This is a genomic window from Paenibacillus sp. UNC217MF (genome assembly GCF_000686865.1).
Lineage (GTDB): Bacteria > Bacillota > Bacilli > Paenibacillales > Paenibacillaceae > Paenibacillus_B > Paenibacillus_B suaedae.
The window spans coordinates 790,385-814,487 of the sequence record NZ_KK366027.1; the positions used below are offsets into that span (position 1 = coordinate 790,385).

Sequence of the window (24,103 nt, forward strand, 5' to 3'; positions counted from 1 at the left end):
TCTCGGCTATACCCTATTCATTGTAAAAAATACTAAGATCCACAGACTTCCGTTCCCGCAGTGCTTTATTAAGCCTGTTTCATATTCCGCTATAAACCATGCTCATTGTTTTTGGATAGACACCGTATTCAACTCCCGATTCCAAGCTATCATCAGATAGCCTACAGCTTCTATGCACCGACACATAGGTAAAACGACCTAACAAGTGCGCTTATACAGCTCATTCTCTACTTCAACATCGGCTACCTACTTGCCTCATTTTATGGACTGTAGAAAGTGCCGATTACTTCTTGACCCATTCTCGAAAGGTCGATTAATCCCTCACTATCAAAACCAACGAAGCATCCGTAACATTCATCCAAGCTTGTTCATAATAAACAGGCTACGCATCCATACTAAGAAAAAGGCAAGGAGCTGGCGCCAAAATGAGTATATTCCCGGAAGTTGCCAAAGGAAATCAATTGCAGGAAGGAACCGAAACTCAAAAGGTTGCGGATGTGATTATCAACCAACTGAAATTATGGGGCGTTAAGCGGATTTACGGGGTGATCGGGGATACCATTTTTGGATTGATGGAAGGTCTCTCACGCCAGAATGATTTGGAATGGATTGGGGTAAAACATGAGTCTGTCGCTGCCATGATGGCGTCTGCCGAAGCCAAATTAACCGGTCGAATCGGAGTATGCGCCGCGCAAATGGGACCTGGTTTGACTAATTTAATGACTGGCCTAGGAGATTCATACTTAGATCGCGTTCCAGTCTTGGCTATATCAGGTCAAGCGCCTACCCCCAAGATCGGAACAGCGTATAAGCAGTATATTGATCAGCAGGGACTAGTTCAGGCGATTACCGGGTTCAGCCGAATTGTCGTTCATCCTAATGCAGTCGTTGACACCTTAGCACAGGCCATGTTTACGGCAATGGAACAGGCAATTCCCGTTCATCTTTCCATCCCTTCCGATCTATGGACACTTCCCTGTGGGACACAACCGCGCGAACCTATTCGAATAATAAATCAAATAGCTGGACAGAGCCAACTCCAACAAGCGGCGAATCTTATGCTTAAGGCGAAACGCCCCTTGATCCTTGCTGGCAATCGAGCAAATCATGCCTGTGATGCGATCCGGAAACTGGCTGATAGCTGGGGATGCGGAATTGTCGTGAGTTACGGAGCGAAGGGAATAATTCCGGATTCTCACCCTTACCTGCTCGGCGGTTTGGGCGAAGGCGGGAATCCTTTTGCAAGCGACTTATGCAAACAAGCGGATGTCGTCCTTGCCATCGGTACCTCTTGGTGGCCGGAATATCATGTCCCTAAAAATGCGCAAGTGATCCATATCGAAGAACGGATATCAGCTATCGGCGAGGTCATTCCGTCACAAGTCGGGATCGTCGGTAATATCGCAGAGATAATTCAAGCACTTACAGAAGGCATAACAGACTACCGTTCAAATCCAGATTGGTTGCAGCTCGTGAACCACTGTAAACAAGTCTGGAATGAACAAAATAAACTAGAACGCGCCATCTCATCGTCACCACTTCATCCCGCATTGATCGTCAGCGTCGTTGAACAACACATTGACAAGGACGCCATTATTGCGCTGGATGAAGGAGATGTTACCTTATGGTTTCTAAGAAACTTCAGGGGAACCGCCCATCATTTGGTGTTGTCGGAGCGTTGGAGAACGATGGGGTTTGGATTGCCGGCCGCAATGGCAGCAAAATGTTCATTTCCGAACAGGCAAGTCATTTGTGTTACAGGGGACGGCGGATTAGGAATGGTACAGGCGGATTTGATTACAGCCGCACGTTACGGACTTCCCATAACAGTCATCGTTTTCAATAATGGAACCCTGCAAATGGAACACGACAAAATGATGATGAAGCATCTTCGCCCGTTTGGGACGGAAATATCGAACCCGAATTTCGTCAAAATTGCAGAAGCGTCTGGATGGGTAGCCAAACGAGCGAAAACGAATGATGAGCTTCGCATCGCCTTAGATGAAGCGAAATCAACCTCCAAACCTTACCTCATCGATGTCCCGACGGCAAAAATAACGCATCCGGATTTTCAAATCCAAAAATAAAGGAGCATGATTATATGACATCGGCAACCGAAAAACATCCTACCTCCGTAACCATGCCCAAACCTCCTTATCCACTTCAGCACCAAGATGAGCAGCCCGGTATTGAGTCTCTGATGAACCCGCGTCCCATTTATGACGATCCGAACTACAAACCGAGCGGCAAACTCAAAAATAAAGTGGCCATCATTACCGGAGGAGACAGCGGCCAAGGACGAGCCATAGCGGTAGCCTTCGCCAAAGAAGGCGCAGATGTCGTCATTGTTTATCTCAACGAACATACAGATGCTGAAGAAACCAAACAGATTGTCGAGCAAAAAGGGGGTAAATGTCTGTGTATTGCCGGGGATCTTGGCCAAGAAGATTTTTGCAAACAAATCGTGGAACAGACTGTCACACAATTCGGCAAACTGGATATTCTCGTGAATAACGCGGCTGAGCAGCATGTTCAGAACAATTTAGAAAGTATTACATCCGAACAGATGGAAAGAACGTTTCGAACCAATTTTTTTTCGGTATTTTTTTTAACGAAGGCCGCCCTTCCCCATATGAAAAAGGGAAGCAGCGTTATCAATGCCGCCTCCCTCACTGCCTATGAGGGGAATGAACAGCTCATCGATTATTCAGCCACCAAGGGCGCCATCGTTGCTTTTACCCGGTCGCTCTCAAAATCGTTGCACAGCCGAGGCATTCGAGTAAACGGCGTTGTCCCAGGAAGCATATGGACGCCTCTTATTCCCGCATCCTTTCCTGCCGCTCAAGTCGCGAAGTGGGGAGAAAAAAATCCAATGGGACGTGCAGGGCAACCTTGCGAGGTCGCACCCGCGTATGTATTTCTGGCATCGGAAGACGCATCGTATATTTCCGGACAGTTCATTCATGCTACAGGTGGTGTTATTGTGAACAGCTGAGGAGATCCAGCTTCGTGTAGATCCGAAAATCGAAACCTTTCCCGTTCTTTTATCGTCCTCGCAAGCCATATAAAGATGCCAAAACTAAAAAGAGCCGCGGGATTCCCTACGGCTCATACTCGTGTTATATCAGTTATACAACTCTCTTAAACTTCAGAGTGTAATCTTTACCGTAATCATTAAACCCATGTGAGGATACTCTGATGTATGCCTTATGCCCATTATAAAGCGAATGCCAAATATTTTTCTCAATTGTGTTGTCATTGTATTCGGTTACTTTAATAATTCTCCCGTTTGAATCTGTTTCGATAAGCTGAAGATCGTAAATAACTCCTGGCTGGGGCTTCATACTAATATGGAAACCCATTGCACTCTGATCACCATTTGTATAATCGATCACATAGTAATCATAGTCATTGATATTATCAATTGGTAAAGTGAATTGGTCTTCATATGAGTACCCCCATCTATAAAGCATCACAGCTTCTTGTAGGGTATCACCGAAACCCGTGTATGCAAAAACAGAAGGCGAAGTCACTACCATTACTACTGCCATCAAAAACGCGACAAACATTTTTTTTGCTTTCATAGCCTCACTTCCCTTTCATTTAGTATAGTAGGGATTCACACCCATATATCAACATATTAACTCAATAGGGTATATTTGTAAATATAATATGATAATTGTCTTTATACCTAGTTATCTACTTTTTTTCAAATAATCACACATAACTCCTTTCCATCCCAAGCATTGACTTTCCTCCAGCCAATTCAACTACTTCACGTAATGGCATAATGGCTCGACCAACCCGTGCCCCATCAATTTACTTAACGCCTCTTCACCATTTGATTGTATATGGCGCATCATAGCATCATTGAAGATGTCAGTAAGCATTTCATGATAGCCTTCGTTTTTTGTTTGAATGCTTATTGGCTTGCCGAAGCCTACATTCTGATAAATAAGCTTTCGTGTAAACGCATTTGGAAGCTTATTGAGCTCCACTTGCACCTATAGCAATGCGTACACGTTCAAGGATATCTGTTTCATTCTTGTAGTAGTTTTCACCGGTAATCATCCATTCGCGTTTCTTTGATTTCTTCCAGTCGCCTATTTCTATCTGAATGATGTCAGGAAGAATAGCTGCGGTCATGGCTCCATCTTTCAAAATTGTCTCGATATTCTTCATTTCATCCCCAAACTGAAAAAACAGGTGCATCCTCCTTTCTTAAGAAGCATCCGGGAAGTACACGCCACCTTTACGTTTGACCACACCACGAACGAAATACCGATCTCCGTCCATTTGGTGATCATTTTCCTTGACTGGTTTGTCTTCTCCCCTTGCTGCTGCCTTCTCATCCCATACATAGCTTGAAAACTCACGCAGTGTTTCTTTGCAGCAATCGTTGTATTTAATCAATCCTTCGACAAGCGCCGAAGCGACATCCCGTATTTCTTCCACGACATTATTGTCAGCCTTGATTACACGGAATACTCCGCGTTCTTAATACAATAAAAAAGCCGCTGAATAATCAGCGACTTTGATAATCTATGGTTTATTTGGGCCCTTGTTTATAAAGCCAACCTTGGTAAACTCCATACAATTTCTTACTACCATCATATCTAATTGCAACAAGATCGAGTGTACCAGCATATTCCCCTCTCACATAAAAATAAGTCTTTGGAACATTTTTTTCCCCAAAATAGTAGTCTTTACTGAGAATATCTTTCACCCACATCTTTGCGCCCACGTGTTCAGCAGCAATCTTTACTGCGCTTGATTTTGCGGCAGCAAATCCTGTTGTAGGAGCCAAAACACTTGCCAGTAATGCTGCAGTTGTACCGATTACGATTAGTGCTTTTTTCATCGTAACATCCTCCACATATTGGTATTTTTGTTTTACAACCCAATTGTATCCTAATATATGGAAATAGGCAATAGATTTAGTATATTCTATTTAAAATAAAATACCGCCCCCCTAAGGAGCGGCTATATGGACGAAAAGGTTAAAATTACCTGTGAACCAGAAAGAGATTTCTCCGTATTATTACTTAACAACAGGAGGTGATACTATGGAACGTTTAGAACAATTTGCAAAAGACGTGTTAGAAGTAGTGATTGACGTTGTAATTGAGACGGCAATAACATTGATTCGCTAACTTATAACATTGATTCGCTAACTTATAACATTTTCCTTTGGAGATGTTAGACGCTGCGCGGTTTCCACCGGAAGTGTACGGTATATCGCTACATTGCGTCCGTACCCGGAGTTGTTCGCCGCGCATGTTCGTGTTTCCCTTTACGTCTATGTTACTATCTTACATTGGTAAATCCATGACAACTTTAAACGGTAATTAATCCATCCTTTGAAAAAAAGGAGCGGTAATAATTTATTTGGTGTTGTACTCATTCACTTCGAACGTTAGTATCTTATCAAAGATAACGTAGTCTTTACGTGCGCTGAATGGCCCTTTATTGTTATTGTGCTTGTTGATTGCATAGGAAGCTGTTCCCGAGCCAGCCTGCTTATTTTCGTACCAAGTGATGAAGGCATTTACTTCTTCCATACTAAGATCGAATTCTTTTTCAAGACCAGTATTCATTGTGACAACTAAGATAGCTCTTTCACCTGTTGGTTCTGGAATAGGTTGTTCTGGCTTAGTATTATCATCGTCTCCAAATACCTCAACAGTTCCTACAGCCTTGTTAGCTGTAGTATTACTGGTTCCTCCAAAAACATATATTTTGCCGTTTAAAACAACAGATCCCGCACCAGTTCTTGCCTCGTTTAAACTAGGGAATGGACTCCATGTAGTTGCATTCTCTATCCGTATGGCTCGCACAATTTGATCTAACACATACGTAACTCTTACGTTGTCGCTATGGTGATCAAATCCTTAATGCTGGAATGTGAACTGTAGGCTCATCTTTGTTCGTGTTTCCTTTACCGGTAGCGAATTTCTTAAGTTGAGAAGGGGATATCCCTCTGTACACAATCCCTTCAAGTACATTCCCATTTAGATTCCGCAGACAATGCCCCCAAAATAAAAAACCCCAGAAGCCTTACGACTCTAGGGTTTAGATGAATTAATATAATGTCATGTATTGATCGCGTTCCCATTGGTGAACTTGCGTTCTGTACATATCCCATTCAATTTCTTTCAATTCCAAGAAGTGCTGCAATGCATGATCACCCAGTGCATCGCAAATCGTCTCGTCGCGCAGAAGCTCTTCCAATGCTTCCTTCAAGCTCGATGGCAAGCTTGGGATGCCTTCAGCCAGACGTTCTTCTTCTGTCATAACGTAAATGTTACGATCCGTAGGAGCTGGAAGGTCTGACTTCTTCTTGATGCCTTCCAATCCTGCTTTTAAAATTACCGCTAGAGCCAAGTACGGGTTCGCCGCTGGATCCGGGTTGCGGACTTCAACACGCGTGCTCAAACCACGGGATGCTGGGATACGAACCATTGGACTGCGGTTGCTTGCAGACCATGCCACATAACATGGAGCTTCATAGCCAGGAACTAAGCGCTTATAGGAGTTGACCGTTGGGTTCGTGATTGCCGCAAATCCGCGAGCATGCTTCAATACCCCCGCCATAAATTGGCGTGCTGCCGGACTCAAGCCAAGCTTATCGCTTTCATCGTAGAACGCATTCTCCTTACCGTTGAACAAGGAGATGTTACAGTGCATACCTGAACCATTCACACCGAACAGCGGCTTCGCCATGAATGTAGCGTGCAAGCCATGCTGACGAGCAATCGTCTTCACGACGAGCTTGAAGGTTTGAATTTGGTCTGCTGCCTTAATTGCATCTGCATATTTAAAATCGATCTCATGCTGACCAGGAGCTACCTCATGGTGAGAAGCTTCAATTTCGAAGCCCATCTCTTCCAGCTTCAACACGATTTCGCGGCGGCAGTTCTCACCAAGATCCGTCGGTGCCAAGTCGAAGTAACCGCCTTGGTCGTTCAGTTCCATCGTCGGATTGCCCTTGTCATCCGTCTTGAACAGGAAGAATTCCGGTTCTGGACCTACGTTCATAGACGTGAAGCCAAGTGCTTCTGCTTCCTTCAAGGCTTTCTTCAAAATTCCGCGCGGGCATCCTGCAAACGGCGTTCCATCCGTTGTGTATACGTCGCAAATCAATCTAGCGACACGATCTTCCGTTACCCATGGGAAGACAACCCAAGTATCCAAATCTGGGACAAGATACATATCGGATTCTTCAATGCGCACATAACCTTCAATTGAAGAACCGTCAAACATCATTTTGTTATCCAGTGCCTTAGGCAATTGGCTTACCGGAATTTCGACATTCTTAATCGTACCGAGCAAATCCGTAAATTGCAGACGGATAAATCGTACATTTTGTTCCTTCGCAATGCGTTCAATGTCTTCTCTGGTATAACCCACAGGGTAACATCTCCTTCTCCATAAGCATGATTAGATTCATATCTATTTTGTAAAGAAACGAGACAGTTCGCCTTGGATCAGCGATACTTGCCCCGGTCTATTACCGGCTATAAGCTGCTGCTTCAACATGCGGTGCAATTGGAGATCGGACAATTCCTTGCGTTTGCTCTCCGAAGCTTCACTAAGCACAGTTGCCTCTTCCGATTCCTTCGTTACCGGATTCAGTACCTGCTTAATGCCTGCTATGTTGACTCCCTTTTCAATAAGTGACTTGATTTCAAGCAATCGCTCTACGTCATTGAAGGAAAAGAGACGCTGGTTTCCAGAAGTACGAGCAGGCATAATTAATTCATGCTGTTCGTAGTAACGAATTTGACGAGCCGTCAAATCCGTCAGCTTCATCACGATGCCGATTGGAAACAACGCCATATTTCTGCGAATTTCATCTCCCACTGCTTATCAACCTTCCTAGTTTGTCATAAAAGAAAGTTTACGTGCTGTGTGCGCTAACTGACATCCTAGTCTAACAACGCCTGTTACGCGCGGTCGCTCATCAGTGAATTTACTCCGATCAGAGTATGTGCTATGCCTTTCTTGTTCTCATTTTATCCCCTGGAAGCAAACGTGTCAATGGATGTCAGGAAATCTAACAAAATAATTTTATAGCTCTAGCAAGCCTCGATCAACCATGGTTTGCAGTGCTGTCAGCGCTCCGAGCTTCGCATGCGCATACGTAAGCCCACCCTGCATGTATGCTGTATATGGCTCACGAATCGGCGCATCGGCAGACAACTCCAAGCTTCCCCCTTGAATGAAGGTACCTGCCGCCATAATGACTGGATGCTCATAACCAGGCATGTCCCATGGTTCAGGCACGACGTGCGCATCAACGGCCGAGGCTTTCTGAATCCCCTGCACAAACGCGATTAGATGATCGGCTGTATGGAATCGCAAGGCTTGAATCAAATCAGTACGAGACGCCTTCCAATGCGGCGAGGTCTCAAACCCAAGCTCCTCGAACAAGGCTGCTGCAAACACACTGCCTCGCACTGCTTGTCCAACGATGCTTGGCGCTAAGAAGAGACCTTGATACATCGAACGTGTCATCCCTAACATAGCTCCGACTTCTCCGCCAATTCCCGGTGCAGTTAAGCGAGAGGCCGCTGCTTCCACATACAGGCGCTTACCGACAATATAGCCGCCTGTTTCAGCAATACCGCCTCCTGGGTTCTTAATAAGCGAGCCGGCCATTACATCAACACCTAGCTCCGTCGGCTCCTGCAGTTCTGTAAATTCCCCGTAGCAATTATCCACGAACACAACAACATCCGGCTTAATCGCTTTTACTTGCCGTACCATCTCACCGATCTGTTCAACCGTGAAGGATGCTCTCCATCCATAACCGCGTGAACGTTGAATGCCTATGACTTTCGTACGCTCGGTTATGCTTTCACGCACATGCTCCCAATCTACATCTCCTGCCTCAGTCAGCGGCACCTCATTATAGGATACTCCCCAATCACGCAGAGAGCCTGTCCCATCATTCTCTTTGCCAATCACCTTATGCAGCGTGTCGTACGGTGTCCCCGTAATGTATAACAATTCATCGCCAGGGCGAAGTACGGCGAATAGAGCCGTCCCAATCGTATGTGTGCCTGATACAAAATGAGGTCGCACCAATCCCGCTTCCGCACCGAACACTTCAGCATATACCTCATCAAGCACCTCGCGTCCACGGTCATTATAGCCATACCCCGTCGATCCCGCAAAGTGAAAATCACTCACATGATGCTTCTGAAACGCCTGTATAACCTTCCATTGATTCCGCTCTGCGATTCGCTCGATTCCCCGTACCTGCCCAGCAATCTTCTCTTCGATTTGCTGCTCCAATTGCTCCAGTCTTGCTGTAAATTGCATATTATCCATTCCCCTTGATCCATTCCCATGAAGGAAAGCTTATTTATTGATGTAATCTTTCAACTTATATCCATGCTGCTCAGCAGCTAGCCGATCCAACCGAACCTTAAGCAGCAGATCATTCTCGTCAATCTCCTGCTCCAGAACCTCTCCCAGTCGATAGATCAAGGCAATTAAATCCCCACGATCCGCGGATATTCGGTAGGTAACCGTTTGGCCGGACAATTGATCTTGCACTGCCTGCCGAATACGCTCCAGATCCCCTTCATCATAAGCGCTTATAATAAAGTGATCTTTATCATGCGGCAGCATCTGTCGTTGTTCTGGGGTGCACAGATCCTTCTTATTATAGAGAACAATTTGCGGCTTGGCTCCCGCTCCTAATTGCTGCAAAATATCCTCTACGACCCGCATATGATCCTCTCGCATCTGCGAAGAAGCGTCCATCACATGCAAAATGAGATCAGCTTCGTTCACTTCCTCTAATGTCGCACGAAAAGCCGCTATGAGATCATGAGGCAAATTTTGAATAAAGCCAACCGTATCCGTTAAGACCACTTCCTTGCCGCTAGGAAGCTCCCACTGGCGAGAAGTCGGATCCAGCGTCGCAAACAATTGGTTCTCCACATACACATCCGCCTGAGTCAGTTGTCGCAGCAGCGTTGACTTCCCCGCATTCGTATAGCCGACAAGCGCAACCTGGTACGCTCCTGTCTTCTTGCGGCGCTCTCGATGCAGATTGCGGTTGCGAACGACTTCATGCAGGTGACGCTTCAAGTCAGTTATACGTCCTCGAATATGGCGGCGATCCGTTTCCAATTGAGATTCCCCGGGCCCTCTTGTGCCGATACCACCGCCTTGACGCGACAGGTTCTTCCCGTGTCCGGATAGACGAGGGAGCAGATATGACAATTGTGCCAGCTCCACCTGAATGATACCTTCTCTTGTTTTTGCTCGTTGTGCGAAAATGTCGAGAATGAGCTGAGTACGGTCTACAATCTTCACATCCAACGCTTGTTCCAGGTTGCGGACTTGAGCGCCAGACAGCTCTTGATCAAAAATAGCGGTCGTTGCACCCATCTCATCAATGACCGCCTTGAGTTCTTGTACCTTGCCTTTTCCTATGAACCATCTAGGATCACGGAATTCACGCTGCTGTGTCATGGTGGTCAACACCTCAACGCCAGCCGTTTCCGCCAGCTGCACCAGTTCGTCAAGCGAATATTGGGGATCAACCCCGCTCCGCTTGACATCATCTGTTATTAAAGTCACGAGCACCGCTCGATCGGGTATATTTTGATTCGTTTGGTGAGGCTCTTTTCGCATTCGCGTACATTCTCCTTATCGGTTCATCATCCATATTTCCATCGAACTATGATCATTGACCATATACGTTGTTCAGTATACCTCATTTTCGCTCCCATTTTAAATCCTCTGGTTTCAATGTCATTAATTCCAGCTTGCCCGGAGATTGCTGCGGATATAGCTGAAGGAGGCGAACCGCTTGATTACGCATCGCCTTTTCCATCACATTTCGAACAAAGCGCGCATTACTGAACAGATTAGGGGCTAGAATTTTCTCATCCAAAATCACCTGTTTTAACTGCGCCTGTGTAGTCGGCATTAGTACATAATCATGATCCTTTGCCATAGATTCTGCGATATGCAGAAGTTCATCTACCGAATAATCAGGGAAATCCACTTGTATTGGGAATCGCGAAGGCAGCCCAGAGTTCGTCTGCATTAACCAATCCATCTCATCCGAATACCCTGCCAATATGAGGATAAATTGATTTTTATGATCCTCCATGGCTTTTACCAAAGTATCAATTGCTTCTTTTCCGAAATCTTTTTCTCCGCCACGGGCCAAGCTATATGCCTCATCTATAAACAAAATGCCACCCATTGCCCTTTTAATTAAATCTCGCGTCTTCTGTGCCGTATGTCCGATATATTCGCCAACCAGATCAGCCCGCTCTACTTCGAGCAAATGCCCTTTGCTGAGCACTCCTAGCTGCTGGAACATTTTCGCCATGATCCTGGCTACAGTCGTCTTGCCCGTGCCAGGATTGCCCTTGAAGATCATATGATATACATGTGATTGGCAGATCAGCCCCGCATCCTGCCGTCTACGATTCATCTGTAAAATCGCATAGAGCTCATAGGCAATGTCCTTCATATGCTTCAAGCCGACAAGTCGATCAAGTTCTTTGCGAACCTCGCCAAATGGCCCATCCTGTGGGACAGCCAAGCTATCCGCTGTTGCTTCTCCATTTGTCTGATTTACGGCTGTCTCCTGATTGGATTGCTCCACAGGTCGCAGCACGACATTTATTTGACGAGACGGACGTGCATTTCCTTCGGAATTTGCCGCTCGAAGCCTAACATTCATGATTGTCACCCTTTCGACGTTCATCCTAATCATGTTTCCTCACAACAGTGAACACAAATAGTCGATGTTCCAATATATTCTATCGTCTGACAGGTTATTAGCAGTTTCGTTACTATAGCTATTCCTGAGCATGATTCATATCAAGGGGAATTGCAATCCGAACATGGATATATACTACGTCACAAACATAATCACAAAAAAAGTGTGCAGGAACTCTCTCCTGCACACTCTGCACATCGCCTTACGCTACCTTATGTGGATGAAGAACACCGCTATTGCTCACGGTTTGCACGGTCTATTTCTTAGCTTAAGCAGCCTTATTCGAATTCTTATTCTGCTTGTGATTCATTATCTTCCCAGTAACAGATTGAATTTCTACCGAAGAATCCTCTGCCCCGTTGCCTGCAGACTTATCTTTGCTGCTGTTGTCTTTATCCTTCTGACCGCCAGAGTTAATAATGCGATCCGACCCTTTCGTTCCAAAGCTATTCATCCCCGAAGTTCCATTAGATGCATTCGAATCCGTCGTATCTGTAGATCCTGAGGAACCATCCCCACTAGATGTCCCTGTAGAACCGCCGTCTCCAATGCCTGTACCGTTATCGCCAGTTTCCGGCTGATTATTATTCGAATCCGGATTTTCCGGTACAGTTGGCGGTGTCGGCTCATCCGGGTTCGTAGGCTGCTCCGTTGTCGGCGGATCAACGGCCGGTGGATCTACTGCCGGTGGATCAATTGGCGTTTCCGGTGTCTCCTCCTTAATCGTGACGGAAGATTGATTCGATCTTCCTGACTCTTCGGATGCATTTACCGCTGTAACATAGTACGTGTACGTTTCTCCAGGGAAGACACCAACATCTTCAGCGCTGTTGCTCTTCAAGCCTTTGAGCAGCTGTGTGAATGTGTTGTCCTTAGAAGACTTCCGATAAACATGGTAAGAAATATTATCACCAGATACGCTGTTCCAGCTCAGTGCCACACTCTTTGTATTCTCAGAGTACGATGCACTCAACCCGCTAGGCGCCCGCAGTTCTTCCGGCTTTTGTTCCACTTTATCCGGCTTCTTGAAGGAACCCGACTTCTTGCTTTGCAGCGCCTTACCCATAACCTCGCTGAACATTTTCGATGCTCTGCGGCTGCTCTCATGGACAAGGTGATTTTTATCAGTCTTGTCATACCCCATCCAGACGGCTGCTGTCCATTCCGGGGTATAGCCAACGAACCACGCATCACGGTCGCCCTTGCCAGTGTAGCCTGGCACAGAATACTGCGTCGTACCCGTTTTACCTGCAACAGTACGACCACTGATTTGTGCATTTTTACCCGTACCATTCGTAACGACTTCGCGCATCATTTCAGTCATATAGTAAGCCGTTTTCTCACTCATGACCTTTTTGCCTTTCGGCACGTGATACACATAATAGTCATTGTTTTTGCGGTCTGTAATCTTTGCAATCGCATAGGCATCATAATAATTTCCTCCGTTAGCGAATGCATTATAAGCCTCTGACATATTGATCGGAGTAACCCCGTACGTCATCCCGCCCAATGCGATTGACAAGTTATAATCGTCATTCGTCAGAGGGAAGCCGAGGCTTTTCGCAAATTCAAACCCTTTTTTCATTCCAATTTCATTCAATGTCCATACAGCAGGGATATTGATGGAACGTCTAACCGCTTCCGTCATCTCTACTGATGTCGTGTAGCCCCCAAGGTTCGTAGGACAATATTTGCCGAAGCACTGCTTCTCATTGCTCAATTTCGACCACGGGAAGTACTTGCCCGTCTCCAGCGCTGGCGCATAGGACACGATTGGCTTGAAGGACGATCCCGGCTGACGCTTTACAGTAGCACGATTCAATCCTTTGCGAGCATAATCCCGCCCACCTACCATCGCGATGATGGAGCCATTGCTATGATCCGTAATAACCATTGCGCCTTGCATTTTCGTATCATCCGGGCTCTGCTCGAACATATCGTCATTGTTGAACGCATCGTACATAATGCGCTGAGCATTCGCATCCATCGTCGTATAAATGTGATATCCTCCGCGATACAGCTCATCCTCGGTAAGACCCGTTTTCTCAGTCGCTTCCTCTACCATGTAGTCAATGAATGCGTTGTATGCTTCATTTTGCTTATCCTCCGACTTAGCCGCGTGCCCCGACATTTTCGGATCATATTCCACCGCTGCAGCACTCTTCGCCTCTTCAGCCGTAATATAGCCTTGTTCATACATCAGCTGAAGAACAACAGCCCGGCGTTCCTTCGATCGCTCTGGACTCGACAGCGGATTATATCGTGATGGCGCTTTTGGGATAGCTGCCAAAGTCGCAACTTCCCATAGCTTCAGATCATTCAAGTCATCCTTATTGAAATACACCTTAGCAGCAGCTTTAAGGCCATACGCACCTTTACCGAAGAAGATCCGGTTTAAGTACATCGTAATTATTTCGTCCTTCGTAAAATGATTCTCCAACGAAAGCGCAATCGACACTTCCGTTGCCTTCCGGAAGAACGTCTTATCACTCGTCAGGAACATATTTTTAGCAAGCTGCTGTGTAATGGTACTTCCGCCTTCTGCAAGGCTTCGTGACACAACGTCCTTAACCATCGCACGCCCAATTGACCACAGATCAACCCCGGAGTGCTCCTTGAAGCGTCTGTCTTCCGTCGCTATGAAGGCATTGCTAACGAATTCCGGAATATCTCTTGGCTCCGCAATCTCTCGATGCTCTATGCCTTTACCAAGCTTAGCAAGCTCTGTACCATTCACATCATATACAGTTGATACCTCAGCCAGCTTGAACATATCAGCATCCTTGTATTCACGCATCAGCCGCTCCCCGTTCAATAATACGAACAAATAACCGCCAACGGCACAGAACACGGCAAATGCCGTCGTGAAAAACATAAGCCAAAACGTCTTTTTCCAAGTCCATTTCTTTTTCTTCTTAGCTTTGCGCTTAGGATTTCCATGTGCCGGTGTGCGCGTACGTTGAGTTGATTCTTTTTCTCTCGTCATCTGCAATCCGACTCCCTTTATTCCTTTGATTGTCTCTCTCTTCATACCTTGTTGAGATACGATTGAAGCATATCCCTCATACTTATACCCAATATGACTACGAATGAAAAGAACAACCCTTCAGGGTTGTTCGGCAGCGACTATATTCCATTAGACGTGATGGAGGGGCAAAAAGTTTCATTGGCAATCTGCCCCAATCCATCTAATTTACGCCTCGTTCTGATGATCTTGCATCAGGGATACGTTACGTTGTGGCGTGAATGTGGAAATGGCGTGTTTATACACCATTTGTTGACGTCCCTCGCTATCGATGACAATGGTAAAGTTATCGAATGCGCGAATGACACCACGAATCTGGAATCCGTTCGTCAAATATACGGTCACTGGAATACTTTCCTTGCGCAATTGATTCAAAAAAGTGTCCTGAATGTTAATAGATTTATTCATCGTCCGTACCCCCAATAATCATGAGATTGTGTTGAAATATATTCAACCTGTTATCGAAACTTTCCTGCTATGAGCTTACAAATTTGTTCAAATTGTTGATCTGCACAATCTGATTCTGTGACATCAACCCAGTGAATATCCTTCATGTGCCGGAACCAAGAGAGCTGGCGCTTCGCAAATCTTCTTGTATCGCGCTTAAGCAGTTCAACGGCAGCATCGAGTGACATGTCACCTTCAATATACGCTGCGATTTCCTTGTAGCCAAGGCCTTGCATCGATACGAGATTTCGCGAGTAGCCCTGTTCGAGCAGCCGGCGAACTTCTTCCACCAGCCCCTCCTCCATCATCATATCAACTCTTGCCTCTATTCGTTTATATAGCATCTGCCTATCCATTGTCAAACCTATGATACACAGATCGAACGGCGATTCCTTTTTCTGACGGCCTAATTGCTTCGAAAATGGCTCGCCTGTAAGATGATATACTTCCAAGGCTCTAATTACTCTGCGCTGATCATTGGCATGCAGTTTGTCAGCAGTTTCCGGATCCACTCCCCGCAAGCGCTCCAGAAGCGCTTCTGCACCGTGAGAAGCTGCAAATTCCACCATTTCTTGACGGAATGCTTCATCTGCACCGTGTTCACTGAATTCATACCCGTAGCATACTGATTCAACATAGAGCCCAGTTCCCCCGACGATAAATGGGGTATGATTGCGGTTCGCGATCTCGTCGATAAGTGTCCGGCACTGAAGTTGAAAATCGGCGACCGAATACGGCTCATCGGGATCTAATATATCCATTAAATGGTGTGGAATGCCCTCTCGCTGCTCTACTGGCAGCTTAGCTGTACCAATATCCATTTGCCGATATACCTGCATGCTGTCACCGGATATAACCTCACATTGGAATTTCTTAGCCAAGTCAAGACTAAGCTTCGTCTTTCCAACCGCAGTCGGTCCAATGAGTACAAGCAGCCTCGGTTTATTACTCATCGTTGCCTCCAGCAATGTCAATCACCCCATATGCCAATTTCGCTCCGGATGGTAACACACGGGTGAATCCTAGCCGGGCAAATTCTTCGCTGTTCTTTACTTCCTTCATGACCACTCTCTTGCGCGCCACACGGCAAGCTTCCGCAATCGCTTCAAGCGTCAAGGCTTTATGGTTCGCCATCGTACGCAGCGGATCAATCGATGCCGAGCTTGTAACGGGAGAGCGGAACATCGGATCAAAGTATACCACATCGACGGAACGGCTTGGCAGTGAACTGAGCATGCTTAGATGTTCAGCCTGCTTCATCACAATACGGCGCATCGCTCCCGTAACCTCGTCCACACCACTCTCATACAGCTGCAGCCCTTCGTGCACAAGCGCAAAAAGTGATGGCTCACTCTCCAGCGCTGTAACCTTCCCCTTAGGGCCTACCGCGACGGCAAACACCAGAGAATCCCCTGCTAGGCCTGCCGTACAGTCTAACACCTCATCGCCAGGCGTAACACCACTCGCTGTAATCATCCCGTCCGCATCTCCGGACAAAATCCGCTTCGCCCGCACATAGGCCATACTCGGATGATAAGTCAGCTCGGTGACCCCTAACTTCAAATAGCGGACACAATCGTTCAGGTAGACGAGAAATTCATCGTCGCCATATCTACGCTGCATGCGAGGCAAGGTCTGATCGCGCCGTTCAGCATAGAACCATCCGAACAGCTTGGCCATCTTCCGCGCCCGCTCCTTAAGCTCTGGTGACGTATACTCGCCTGTCGTGACTATCATTTGCTCCTCCTCATTATATACGCTGTGGAAAGGGAATTACAAATCCCCAGTATTCTTACATTACCCGCTTAAACATTTTCTCCAGATCGTAAGTTGTAAATCGAATGACGATCGGCCTGCCATGCGGACATGTAAATGGCTGGCGGCATGTTCCCAATCGGACGAATAGCGTCTCCGCCTCAGCTGCTGTCAAGCGCTGATTCGCTTTAATCGATGCCTTACAAGAGCACATCGTCGCTGAGGCCTCTCTTAATTTTGCAATATCGGGCGCCTTCTCGCTCAACACCCAGTCCGTCATTTCTTGAATAATATCCGTTTCTTCCCCTTTAGGGAACCAGTATGGATGGGAACGAACTAGGAATGTTTGCCCCCCAAATGGCTCCATGACGACCCCGACCTGCTCCAGCAAATGCATACGCGATCGAATCCGCTCCGCATCAGCAGGGGTAAACTCTAATGTGATCGGCAGAAGCAGCTCTTGAGAGGCTTCTACCGGCTTGCCGAATCGCTCAAAATAATATTCATAATTGATTCGTTCATGCGCTGCATGCTGATCAATTAAATAGAGCCCCTCTTCATTTGAAGCGATCAAGTATGTTCCGTGCAGCTGACCAATGTAAGAAAGTGCTGGGAACTTCGGCAATGCAGCGTTGTCCGTACTACCTTCCTCCGTCAGCCATTCCTTCCATTTCTCCGCACCGGCCTTCACTGCGGCTTGCCCTGCTTGCTGCTTAGCATTCGAATAAGGATCCGAATAAGCACTCGTATTGGAACTTCCCGCATTGCGGCTACCATAAGAAGGAGACGTCTCTCGAACTCTCTCTCTCTCTCTCTCCTCTTGACCGCTCGCAATCGAGGATTTCTCTGCATCATAGGAAGTTGATGGAATCAATTCGTGATCCACTGTTTGCTTGAATTTCGCCGGACTGTCTACGGCGTCCTCATTACTAGAAGTCGATTCAGCGGACTTAATAGCCACTTGATCTGCACTTGCAGCTACAGCCAGCTCATCCTCGTTCTTGCGACCTATCTCTTGCAGTTGTTGCTGCTCCGTCTTCTTCTGTTCTACCGAGCCACTTAGAGCAATAGAATCAATAACGGATTCATTTGGAGGTTGCAAGGCCTCTGGAGCAACACGAGACATTTCGGTTGCTGCGGGCTGATTCCATTTCCCCGTTCGTTCAGGTTGTCGCTGCACGTTAGGTTGATGGGATGTTTCAGCATTGCTTCGTGACTGCTCCCGATCTTCCTCCGCTAATTGCGTGGCAGAGGATGGATCAGACTCAATGACTAGCGCCCCCATTGGCTTTAATTGCTTCTCTTGATTGGCCGCTATCGTCTCCGCAGCTTCCCATTGAAGCTCTGCTTGCTCGACATATGTTCGCACCTTCGCCTTCTTCGGAGCCGCTTCAGGAATAAGACGCTGCTTATGCAGCAATTGCTTCACGGTCTCTTCGATGAATGCGCACAACTCTGCCTCTTTGCTGAAGCGAACCTCAAGCTTGGCAGGATGCACATTCACATCCACGAGAGAAGGGTGCATCGTCACATGAAGCACGAGCATCGGGTAGCGATTGATCGGCAAGAACGTATGGTACGCACGAAGTATCGCTTGATTCAGCGGAAAGCTTCTGACATATCTGCCATTGATCATCCATGACATCGCATTGCGGTTTGAGCGCGTTAATTCAGGCTTGCCAATATAGCCTTGCACCTCGAAGTCCAAGTGTTCTCCCTTGACCTGCAGCATTCCTTTCGCTGTCTGAACGCCATATACAGAGGCAATAACCTGCAATAAGTCTCCATTGCCAATCGTTTGCAGCAGAGTGTGCTCATTATGCTTCAAGGTAAACGCTATACTTGGATACGATAACGCCAAACGATAGATGAGATCAGAGATATGCCCCAGCTCCGTCTGGATTGTTTTCATATACTTTAACCGTGCAGGCGTATTATAGAACAGTTCACGTACCGTAATCTCCGTCCCTTGCATGGACTGTGCGGGCTCATACGATTTGATCGCACCGCCTTCAATAACAAGCCGCCTGCCTAACCCGCTAGATTCTGTCGACGTTACCAACTCAACCTTGGCAACAGCCGCAATACTCGGAAGTGCCTCTCCTCGGAACCCTAGACTGCGAATCGAGAATAGATCTTTCCCTGTCTGGATCTTGCTCGTCGCATGCCGCAAAAAGGCATTTTCCGCATCATCATCCGCTATACCAGAACCATTGTCCTTCACTCGGATGAGCTGCAGGCCCCCTTCTTCAACGGATACATCAATACGTGTAGCTCCTGCATCTATCGAATTCTCAACCAGCTCCTTCACAACCGATGAAGGACGCTCCACCACTTCGCCTGCGGCAATCTGGTTGGCAATGTGCTCGTCCAATATTTTAATAATTGCCATCTCTCACACCTCCTTAACTCTCGATTTCTCATGCTCTATTCATTAGGATTCACGAGTAATTTCACGTGCCCGCTTCATCAGATCATGCAGTTGATTCATTGCTTCCAATGGAGTCATTGACATCACATCTACATCTGTCAAAGTGCCGATGAACTCCTTCATTGCTATTACTTCAGCACTGTGTTGAATGGAATGATCCGGCCCCTCTTGCTGTGCCGCTTGATGGGTCTCGGCAGTACTTGCCATACTCATGACAGATTGCTCGTCATCTGTCTTACCGTCTTGTACAGGCTTCACATACTGTACGGGTGCCTGAACGGGACTATCCGCAGATACCGCAGTCTGATCCCATCCGAATAAGGACAGCTGTTCCACATGATTGACAGGAATCTCTTGCTGCGAACTCGAAGGGGATGCATGTGTCCCTTCACGATCCGTTGTCTCATACTGCTTCAACAGGTCGTATGCACGATCAATAATTTGATCAGGGAGACCCGCAAGGCGTGCACAATAGATACCATAACTTGTGCTGGCTGCGCCTGAAATCAACTTACGCAGGAAGGTAACTTGATTGCCGCTTTCCTGCACGGCCATGCATACATTCTTCAATCTTGGCAGACGATCCGCCATATGCGCCAATTCATGGAAATGGGTCGAAACGAGCGCCTTACAGCCGATTCGATCGTGGACATACTCAACTACAGCCTGTGCAATGGACATCCCTTCACTCGTTGATGTGCCCCGACCCAGCTCGTCAATGATGACCAAACTGCGGCGCGTTGCCTTCTCTGTCATCACCTGTATATCCATCATTTCCACCATGAACGTACTCTGACCGCCAATTAGATCATCTGCAGCTCCAATTCTCGTGAAGATCCGATCGACAATCGGCATAGACGCTCGTTCAGCTGGAACGAAGCAGCCAATCTGCGCCATGATCGATATCAGGGCTACTTGACGCATGTACGTACTCTTACCTGCCATATTCGGCCCTGTTATGAGCAGCATCGTCTCATTCTGCTCTGTCAGCTCCGTATCGTTCGCCATGAAGTCTCCGCCCTGCATGACGGCCTCCACAACGGGATGACGTCCCTCAGCAATATGCATATCCAATTGCTCCGTGAATGCCGGACGAACATATCTCCTAGCTGCACTGACTGCAGCGAGTGATTGGTAGACGTCTATTTCAGCAACTGCTTCTGCCAATGCCTGCAGGCGGCGAATCTCGCCTCCAATGCGCTGACGCAGCTCGCTAAAGCGCTCGTACTCCAAGCCGAGCATCTTATCCTCAGCCTCGAGAATTAGCGCTTCCTTCTCCTTCAATTCAGGCGTTACGAATCGTTCTGCATTCGCCAGCGTCTGCTTACGCTCATATCGTCCTTCCGGCAGGGATGACAAATTCGACTTCGTTACCTCGATATAATAGCCGAATACCTTGTTGTATCCGATCTTAAGCGACTTGATTCCGGTCGCTTCCTTCTCTCTGCGCTCTAGTTCAGCGATCCAGCGCTTGCCGTTCACACTGGCTTCTCGGAGCTGATCAAGATATTCATCGTATCCTGGCTTAATCAGTCCACCGTCACGTACCGATACCGGAGGCTCGTCCACCACCGCACGTTCAATCCAATCGTGGATATCTCCACATGCATCCAATTCACTAACAAGATTGTGAAGTGTTGCAGACGATGTCTGCTCGCATAACTGCTTCAGCATCGGAATCTGACTCAGTGAAGACTTCAGTGCAACGAGATCACGACCGTTCGCCGTACCGAAGGCAATCCGGCCTACAAGACGCTCCAGATCATAAACCGAGGACAACTGCTCACGCAGCTCTTCTCGCCATATGAGATGATGATACAGCGTATCAACGGCCTCTAAGCGCTCCTCAATGGCCTGCCGATTCATGAGCGGCTTGTCAATCCAGCGACGAAGCAGCCTTGCCCCCATCGACGTCTCGGTGCGATCAAGCAGCCAGAGCAGGGAACCTTTCTTAGCACGCTCACGCACGGTTTCCGTAAGCTCCAAATTACGACGTGTAAAAGGATCTAACACCAGATATTGATCCGGGTCGTAAGTTCGAATATTCGTCAGCTGACTCAATGAGCGCTTCTGTGTTTCTTGCAAATACCCCATCAGCATAGCAAGCGCCTGCTGCCGCTCATCCTCAAGTCGAGTCCAGACGGCTTCGCCGAACTGCTGCCTTGCCAATGCTTCATCCTTGCGACTCCATTCGGTAAACAGAACAGAACGATTCCACGCCTTCGTAAGCGGCTCCGCCTCCTGCAGCAATGCAGGATGGCCTATAACTTCTGTCGGCATATAGACATTCAGCTCATCAATAAGCCAAGATTGCCCGATCGGTGCTGAAGTAACAATCAGTTCCCCTGTGGACAGGTCACAGGCAGCCAGTGCATTGCTGGTACTCCCTTGGGATAGACAGACTAGATAATGATTCGACTTATCGTCGATCAGCTTGCCTTCCATGACTGTGCCTGGCGTCACAATGCGGACGATCTCACGGCGGACGACTCCCTTAGCTTCCGCTGGATCCTCCACCTGTTCGCAGATGGCAACCTTATATCCCTTTTCAATTAATCGCTGAATATAATTATCTGCCGAATGATAAGGCACGCCACACATTGGGATACGATCCTCTGCACCGCTGCTGCCTCTACCCGTCAGTGTAATCTCCAATTCCTTCGATGCTTGAATCGCATCGTCAAAGAACATCTCGTAAAAATCTCCGAGGCGGAAAAACAAAAAGGCATCCTTAACCTGCTCCTTGATGCTCAAATATTGTTCCATCATCGGTGTCAGCTTCACCATAAACACCCTCCGATAACATAAGTAGAACTCTATTATATCAAAAAAAGAGCGGGGACTCACGCGCATTTCACGCGGTCACCGCTCACTCGATCCCAGCCATGTACTCCGCAAATCCTCATGCTCATCCCATATCCATTGTGCTCTTATGCGATGAGACAGCGCTTGAATAGCATGCTCGGCCTGCACCGATAGGCTGTCATCTCTCCATTCATTCCTGCACTTCCTCACTTCTCTCAGCAAGTCATCCATAAGCTCTAACGCCAGCATGCGCATAGGTTGTCTTCCTGCATCTGTGAGATAATTATCGCGCCTTGTCGGATAAGCATGGAATGCTTGAATCACCTCTTCACGCACACTGTCTCGCCTAGTCAGCTTTGGATACACCACTGTAACCGTACGGAATAAGGTTAGCACCTCTAACGCCAGGACCGGCGTCATAATAAAGCATGGAAGTGTTCGGTATTCAAATCCGCCCTCACCGCCATGATCATGTTCGCGCACATCCCCATACGTCCCATACCCTGGACGCCTCCTTAATGAACCCGCTGGATTCTCAAGAAGGGCCAGCGGCAGAGCTACATAAGTATCCAACGCTCTTATCAAGTCTGAGGTTAGCAAAATTCCACTTACATGGATATGCCCTCCAAGCGAGAATTTCCCTGCTGGATGCGATCCACCCAGCCATACGAGCTTGGAATCCTGCAAGTGAGAAGCACGCTTCTCTGCAATGATACGGTCTGCAAGCTGCATGGCCCTGCACAAATGCTCCACAAGCTGGGCAGGACGCTCAGCAGGTTCCGGACGAAGCTCCATCAGAGGATAGATGACACGTCCTTGCAGACGCACGGCATCACAACCTGCGGCCCCACCCTTGGGCAAGTACCGAACAGCGGGGACGATCTTCTCGGCATGGGTATCATATAGAATTAATTCTACATCCATCCCAAGCTTCAGTTGTGTTCCCTTGTTCCGAATTCGTGAATGCTGTATTGTCTCCTCATGCCATGCTGCAGCATACCTCTCCCGTACCCATGATGGAATTCGCTGCGGTATAGGGTCGATATGCACGATTACATCACCCAACTGTGGCTCATCCAGCACACCCGCCGGCAAGTCTGTCATTCCCTCCACGGCAGAAGATGGTGTGCAGCGCAGGGTAACCGCAGCGATGTCCCAGCCTACTGCATATGCAGCTCGCAGAGCCAGCCGGGCAAGCCGGCGATAAGGCGGCTTGGACCAATCATCAAGCGCAAGATACATGGGAAGACCCTGCGGAGGAGTTGAACTCTGTGCGGCAGCAACGATACGACAGCCATTGACCCAGAAGCATATAGAACGAACGTAATGCTGGCCCGAATTCGGCGGCAATTCATCTGCCCACGTAGCCCATTCGGCCACAGGCAACCCCCATAGCTTCAAGCGTTCACGCATGGTGCTTGAGCGCCAACTTGCAGCATAGCGATTGAGTACGATTGCGCCCTCTTCCTCCTGACGATCCACTACTCTCTCCGCATCCTCCCGATTCCGCTGTGCCATACTGCGCTTCCACCATACGATTAATTTCCCAAGCTCCTGAGCAGCAATTGACCTAGCTCCGTCTCGCACATATCTCGTATTGGAGACCGCCTTCACTTTATACTGCTTCCACATGTTGGCGGCTTCCCGGTCATCCGTTATGACAACCACGCTATCTTCACAAGCAAGGTCTCGGCTCAACGTCGCCTCCCCCTTCGCATCCAGCATATATGATTACATCCTGATTAATTCACATTGCAGCTATGAGGCCAACCAACAACATTACCTGAATTTTTGTTGCGAATCCAAAAAAAAGGAGGGCTCCCGCCCTCTACAATCTTTCCTTTACTGCATATCCTGTGGGTATATCATCAAGTTTGTAAGC

Annotated in this window: 18 protein-coding genes and 1 pseudogene; 2 read left to right on the forward strand and 17 right to left on the reverse strand. The window is 47.6% G+C overall.

The window, feature by feature from the left end; translation table 11 throughout:
- Positions 1–425 precede the first annotated feature (425 nt).
- On the forward strand, positions 426–2,087 hold the full coding sequence (locus BP95_RS0119530; protein WP_028533056.1) for a thiamine pyrophosphate-binding protein: 1,662 nt from the start codon (positions 426–428) through the stop codon (positions 2,085–2,087).
- Positions 2,088–2,101: 14 nt separating this feature from the next.
- Complete coding sequence (locus BP95_RS0119535) at positions 2,102–2,995, forward strand: SDR family oxidoreductase (protein WP_231515147.1); 894 nt, start codon at positions 2,102–2,104, stop codon at positions 2,993–2,995.
- Positions 2,996–3,128: 133 nt separating this feature from the next.
- On the opposite strand, the gene BP95_RS0119540 is transcribed toward BP95_RS0119535, so the two are convergent.
- The 17 genes and pseudogenes from BP95_RS0119540 to BP95_RS32080 all read right to left on the reverse strand — a co-directional run bounded on the left by BP95_RS0119540 (position 3,129) and on the right by BP95_RS32080 (position 23,946).
- Positions 3,129–3,584, reverse strand: coding sequence for a hypothetical protein (locus BP95_RS0119540; protein WP_021253924.1), 456 nt, complete (start codon positions 3,582–3,584; stop codon positions 3,129–3,131).
- Positions 3,585–3,984: 400 nt separating this feature from the next.
- Entirely contained in the window at positions 3,985–4,182 is a 198-nt protein-coding gene (locus BP95_RS0119550; RefSeq protein WP_152521952.1) for a hypothetical protein, read from the reverse strand.
- A 39-nt stretch (positions 4,183–4,221) separates the two neighbouring features.
- A pseudogene (locus tag BP95_RS0119555) lies at positions 4,222–4,485 on the reverse strand (PBSX family phage terminase large subunit); the annotation flags it as partial.
- Between the two features lie 64 nt (positions 4,486–4,549).
- Positions 4,550–4,861, reverse strand: coding sequence for a hypothetical protein (locus BP95_RS30975; protein WP_021253926.1), 312 nt, complete (start codon positions 4,859–4,861; stop codon positions 4,550–4,552).
- A gap of 523 nt (positions 4,862–5,384) precedes the next feature.
- The gene (locus BP95_RS34315; protein WP_021253927.1) at positions 5,385–5,852 is read right to left on the reverse strand and encodes a kelch repeat-containing protein; all 468 of its coding nucleotides are present in this window, start codon (positions 5,850–5,852) and stop codon (positions 5,385–5,387) included.
- A 229-nt stretch (positions 5,853–6,081) separates the two neighbouring features.
- A complete protein-coding gene (glnA, locus tag BP95_RS0119575) occupies positions 6,082–7,410 on the reverse strand; it encodes a type I glutamate--ammonia ligase (protein WP_021253928.1) in 1,329 nt (442 codons plus the stop codon).
- A 42-nt stretch (positions 7,411–7,452) separates the two neighbouring features.
- Positions 7,453–7,863 (reverse strand): MerR family transcriptional regulator, encoded by a 411-nt coding sequence (locus BP95_RS0119580; protein ID WP_021253929.1) that lies wholly within the window; start codon positions 7,861–7,863, stop codon positions 7,453–7,455.
- 207 nt (positions 7,864–8,070) lie between these two features.
- Entirely contained in the window at positions 8,071–9,327 is a 1,257-nt protein-coding gene (locus BP95_RS0119585) for a methionine gamma-lyase family protein (RefSeq protein ID WP_021253930.1), read from the reverse strand.
- Between the two features lie 39 nt (positions 9,328–9,366).
- A complete protein-coding gene (gene hflX, locus BP95_RS0119590) occupies positions 9,367–10,653 on the reverse strand; it encodes a GTPase HflX (protein ID WP_021253931.1) in 1,287 nt (428 codons plus the stop codon).
- Between the two features lie 82 nt (positions 10,654–10,735).
- The gene (locus BP95_RS0119595; protein WP_028533061.1) at positions 10,736–11,719 is read right to left on the reverse strand and encodes an AAA family ATPase; all 984 of its coding nucleotides are present in this window, start codon (positions 11,717–11,719) and stop codon (positions 10,736–10,738) included.
- 307 nt (positions 11,720–12,026) lie between these two features.
- Positions 12,027–14,744, reverse strand: a complete 2,718-nt coding sequence (locus BP95_RS30985; protein ID WP_081819949.1) for a penicillin-binding protein 1A — start codon at positions 14,742–14,744, stop codon at positions 12,027–12,029.
- 207 nt (positions 14,745–14,951) lie between these two features.
- Positions 14,952–15,191 (reverse strand): RNA chaperone Hfq, encoded by a 240-nt coding sequence (gene hfq, locus BP95_RS0119605; protein ID WP_005549853.1) that lies wholly within the window; start codon positions 15,189–15,191, stop codon positions 14,952–14,954.
- A 50-nt stretch (positions 15,192–15,241) separates the two neighbouring features.
- A complete protein-coding gene (gene miaA / locus BP95_RS0119610) occupies positions 15,242–16,183 on the reverse strand; it encodes a tRNA (adenosine(37)-N6)-dimethylallyltransferase MiaA (protein ID WP_021253934.1) in 942 nt (313 codons plus the stop codon).
- Positions 16,176–16,967 carry a class I SAM-dependent methyltransferase gene (locus BP95_RS0119615; RefSeq protein WP_021253935.1) on the reverse strand — a complete coding sequence of 264 codons (792 nt, stop codon included), beginning with the start codon at positions 16,965–16,967 and terminating at the stop codon, positions 16,176–16,178. Before BP95_RS0119615 ends, miaA begins: the two co-directional genes overlap by 8 nt.
- A 55-nt stretch (positions 16,968–17,022) precedes the next feature.
- Positions 17,023–19,377 carry a DNA mismatch repair endonuclease MutL gene (mutL, locus tag BP95_RS0119620; RefSeq protein ID WP_028533062.1) on the reverse strand — a complete coding sequence of 785 codons (2,355 nt, stop codon included), beginning with the start codon at positions 19,375–19,377 and terminating at the stop codon, positions 17,023–17,025.
- Positions 19,378–19,419: 42 nt separating this feature from the next.
- The gene (gene mutS, locus BP95_RS0119625; protein ID WP_021253937.1) at positions 19,420–22,203 is read right to left on the reverse strand and encodes a DNA mismatch repair protein MutS; all 2,784 of its coding nucleotides are present in this window, start codon (positions 22,201–22,203) and stop codon (positions 19,420–19,422) included.
- 75 nt (positions 22,204–22,278) lie between these two features.
- On the reverse strand, positions 22,279–23,946 hold the full coding sequence (locus tag BP95_RS32080) for a putative amidoligase domain-containing protein (protein ID WP_051614146.1): 1,668 nt from the start codon (positions 23,944–23,946) through the stop codon (positions 22,279–22,281).
- Between the last annotated feature and the right edge of the window lie 157 nt (positions 23,947–24,103).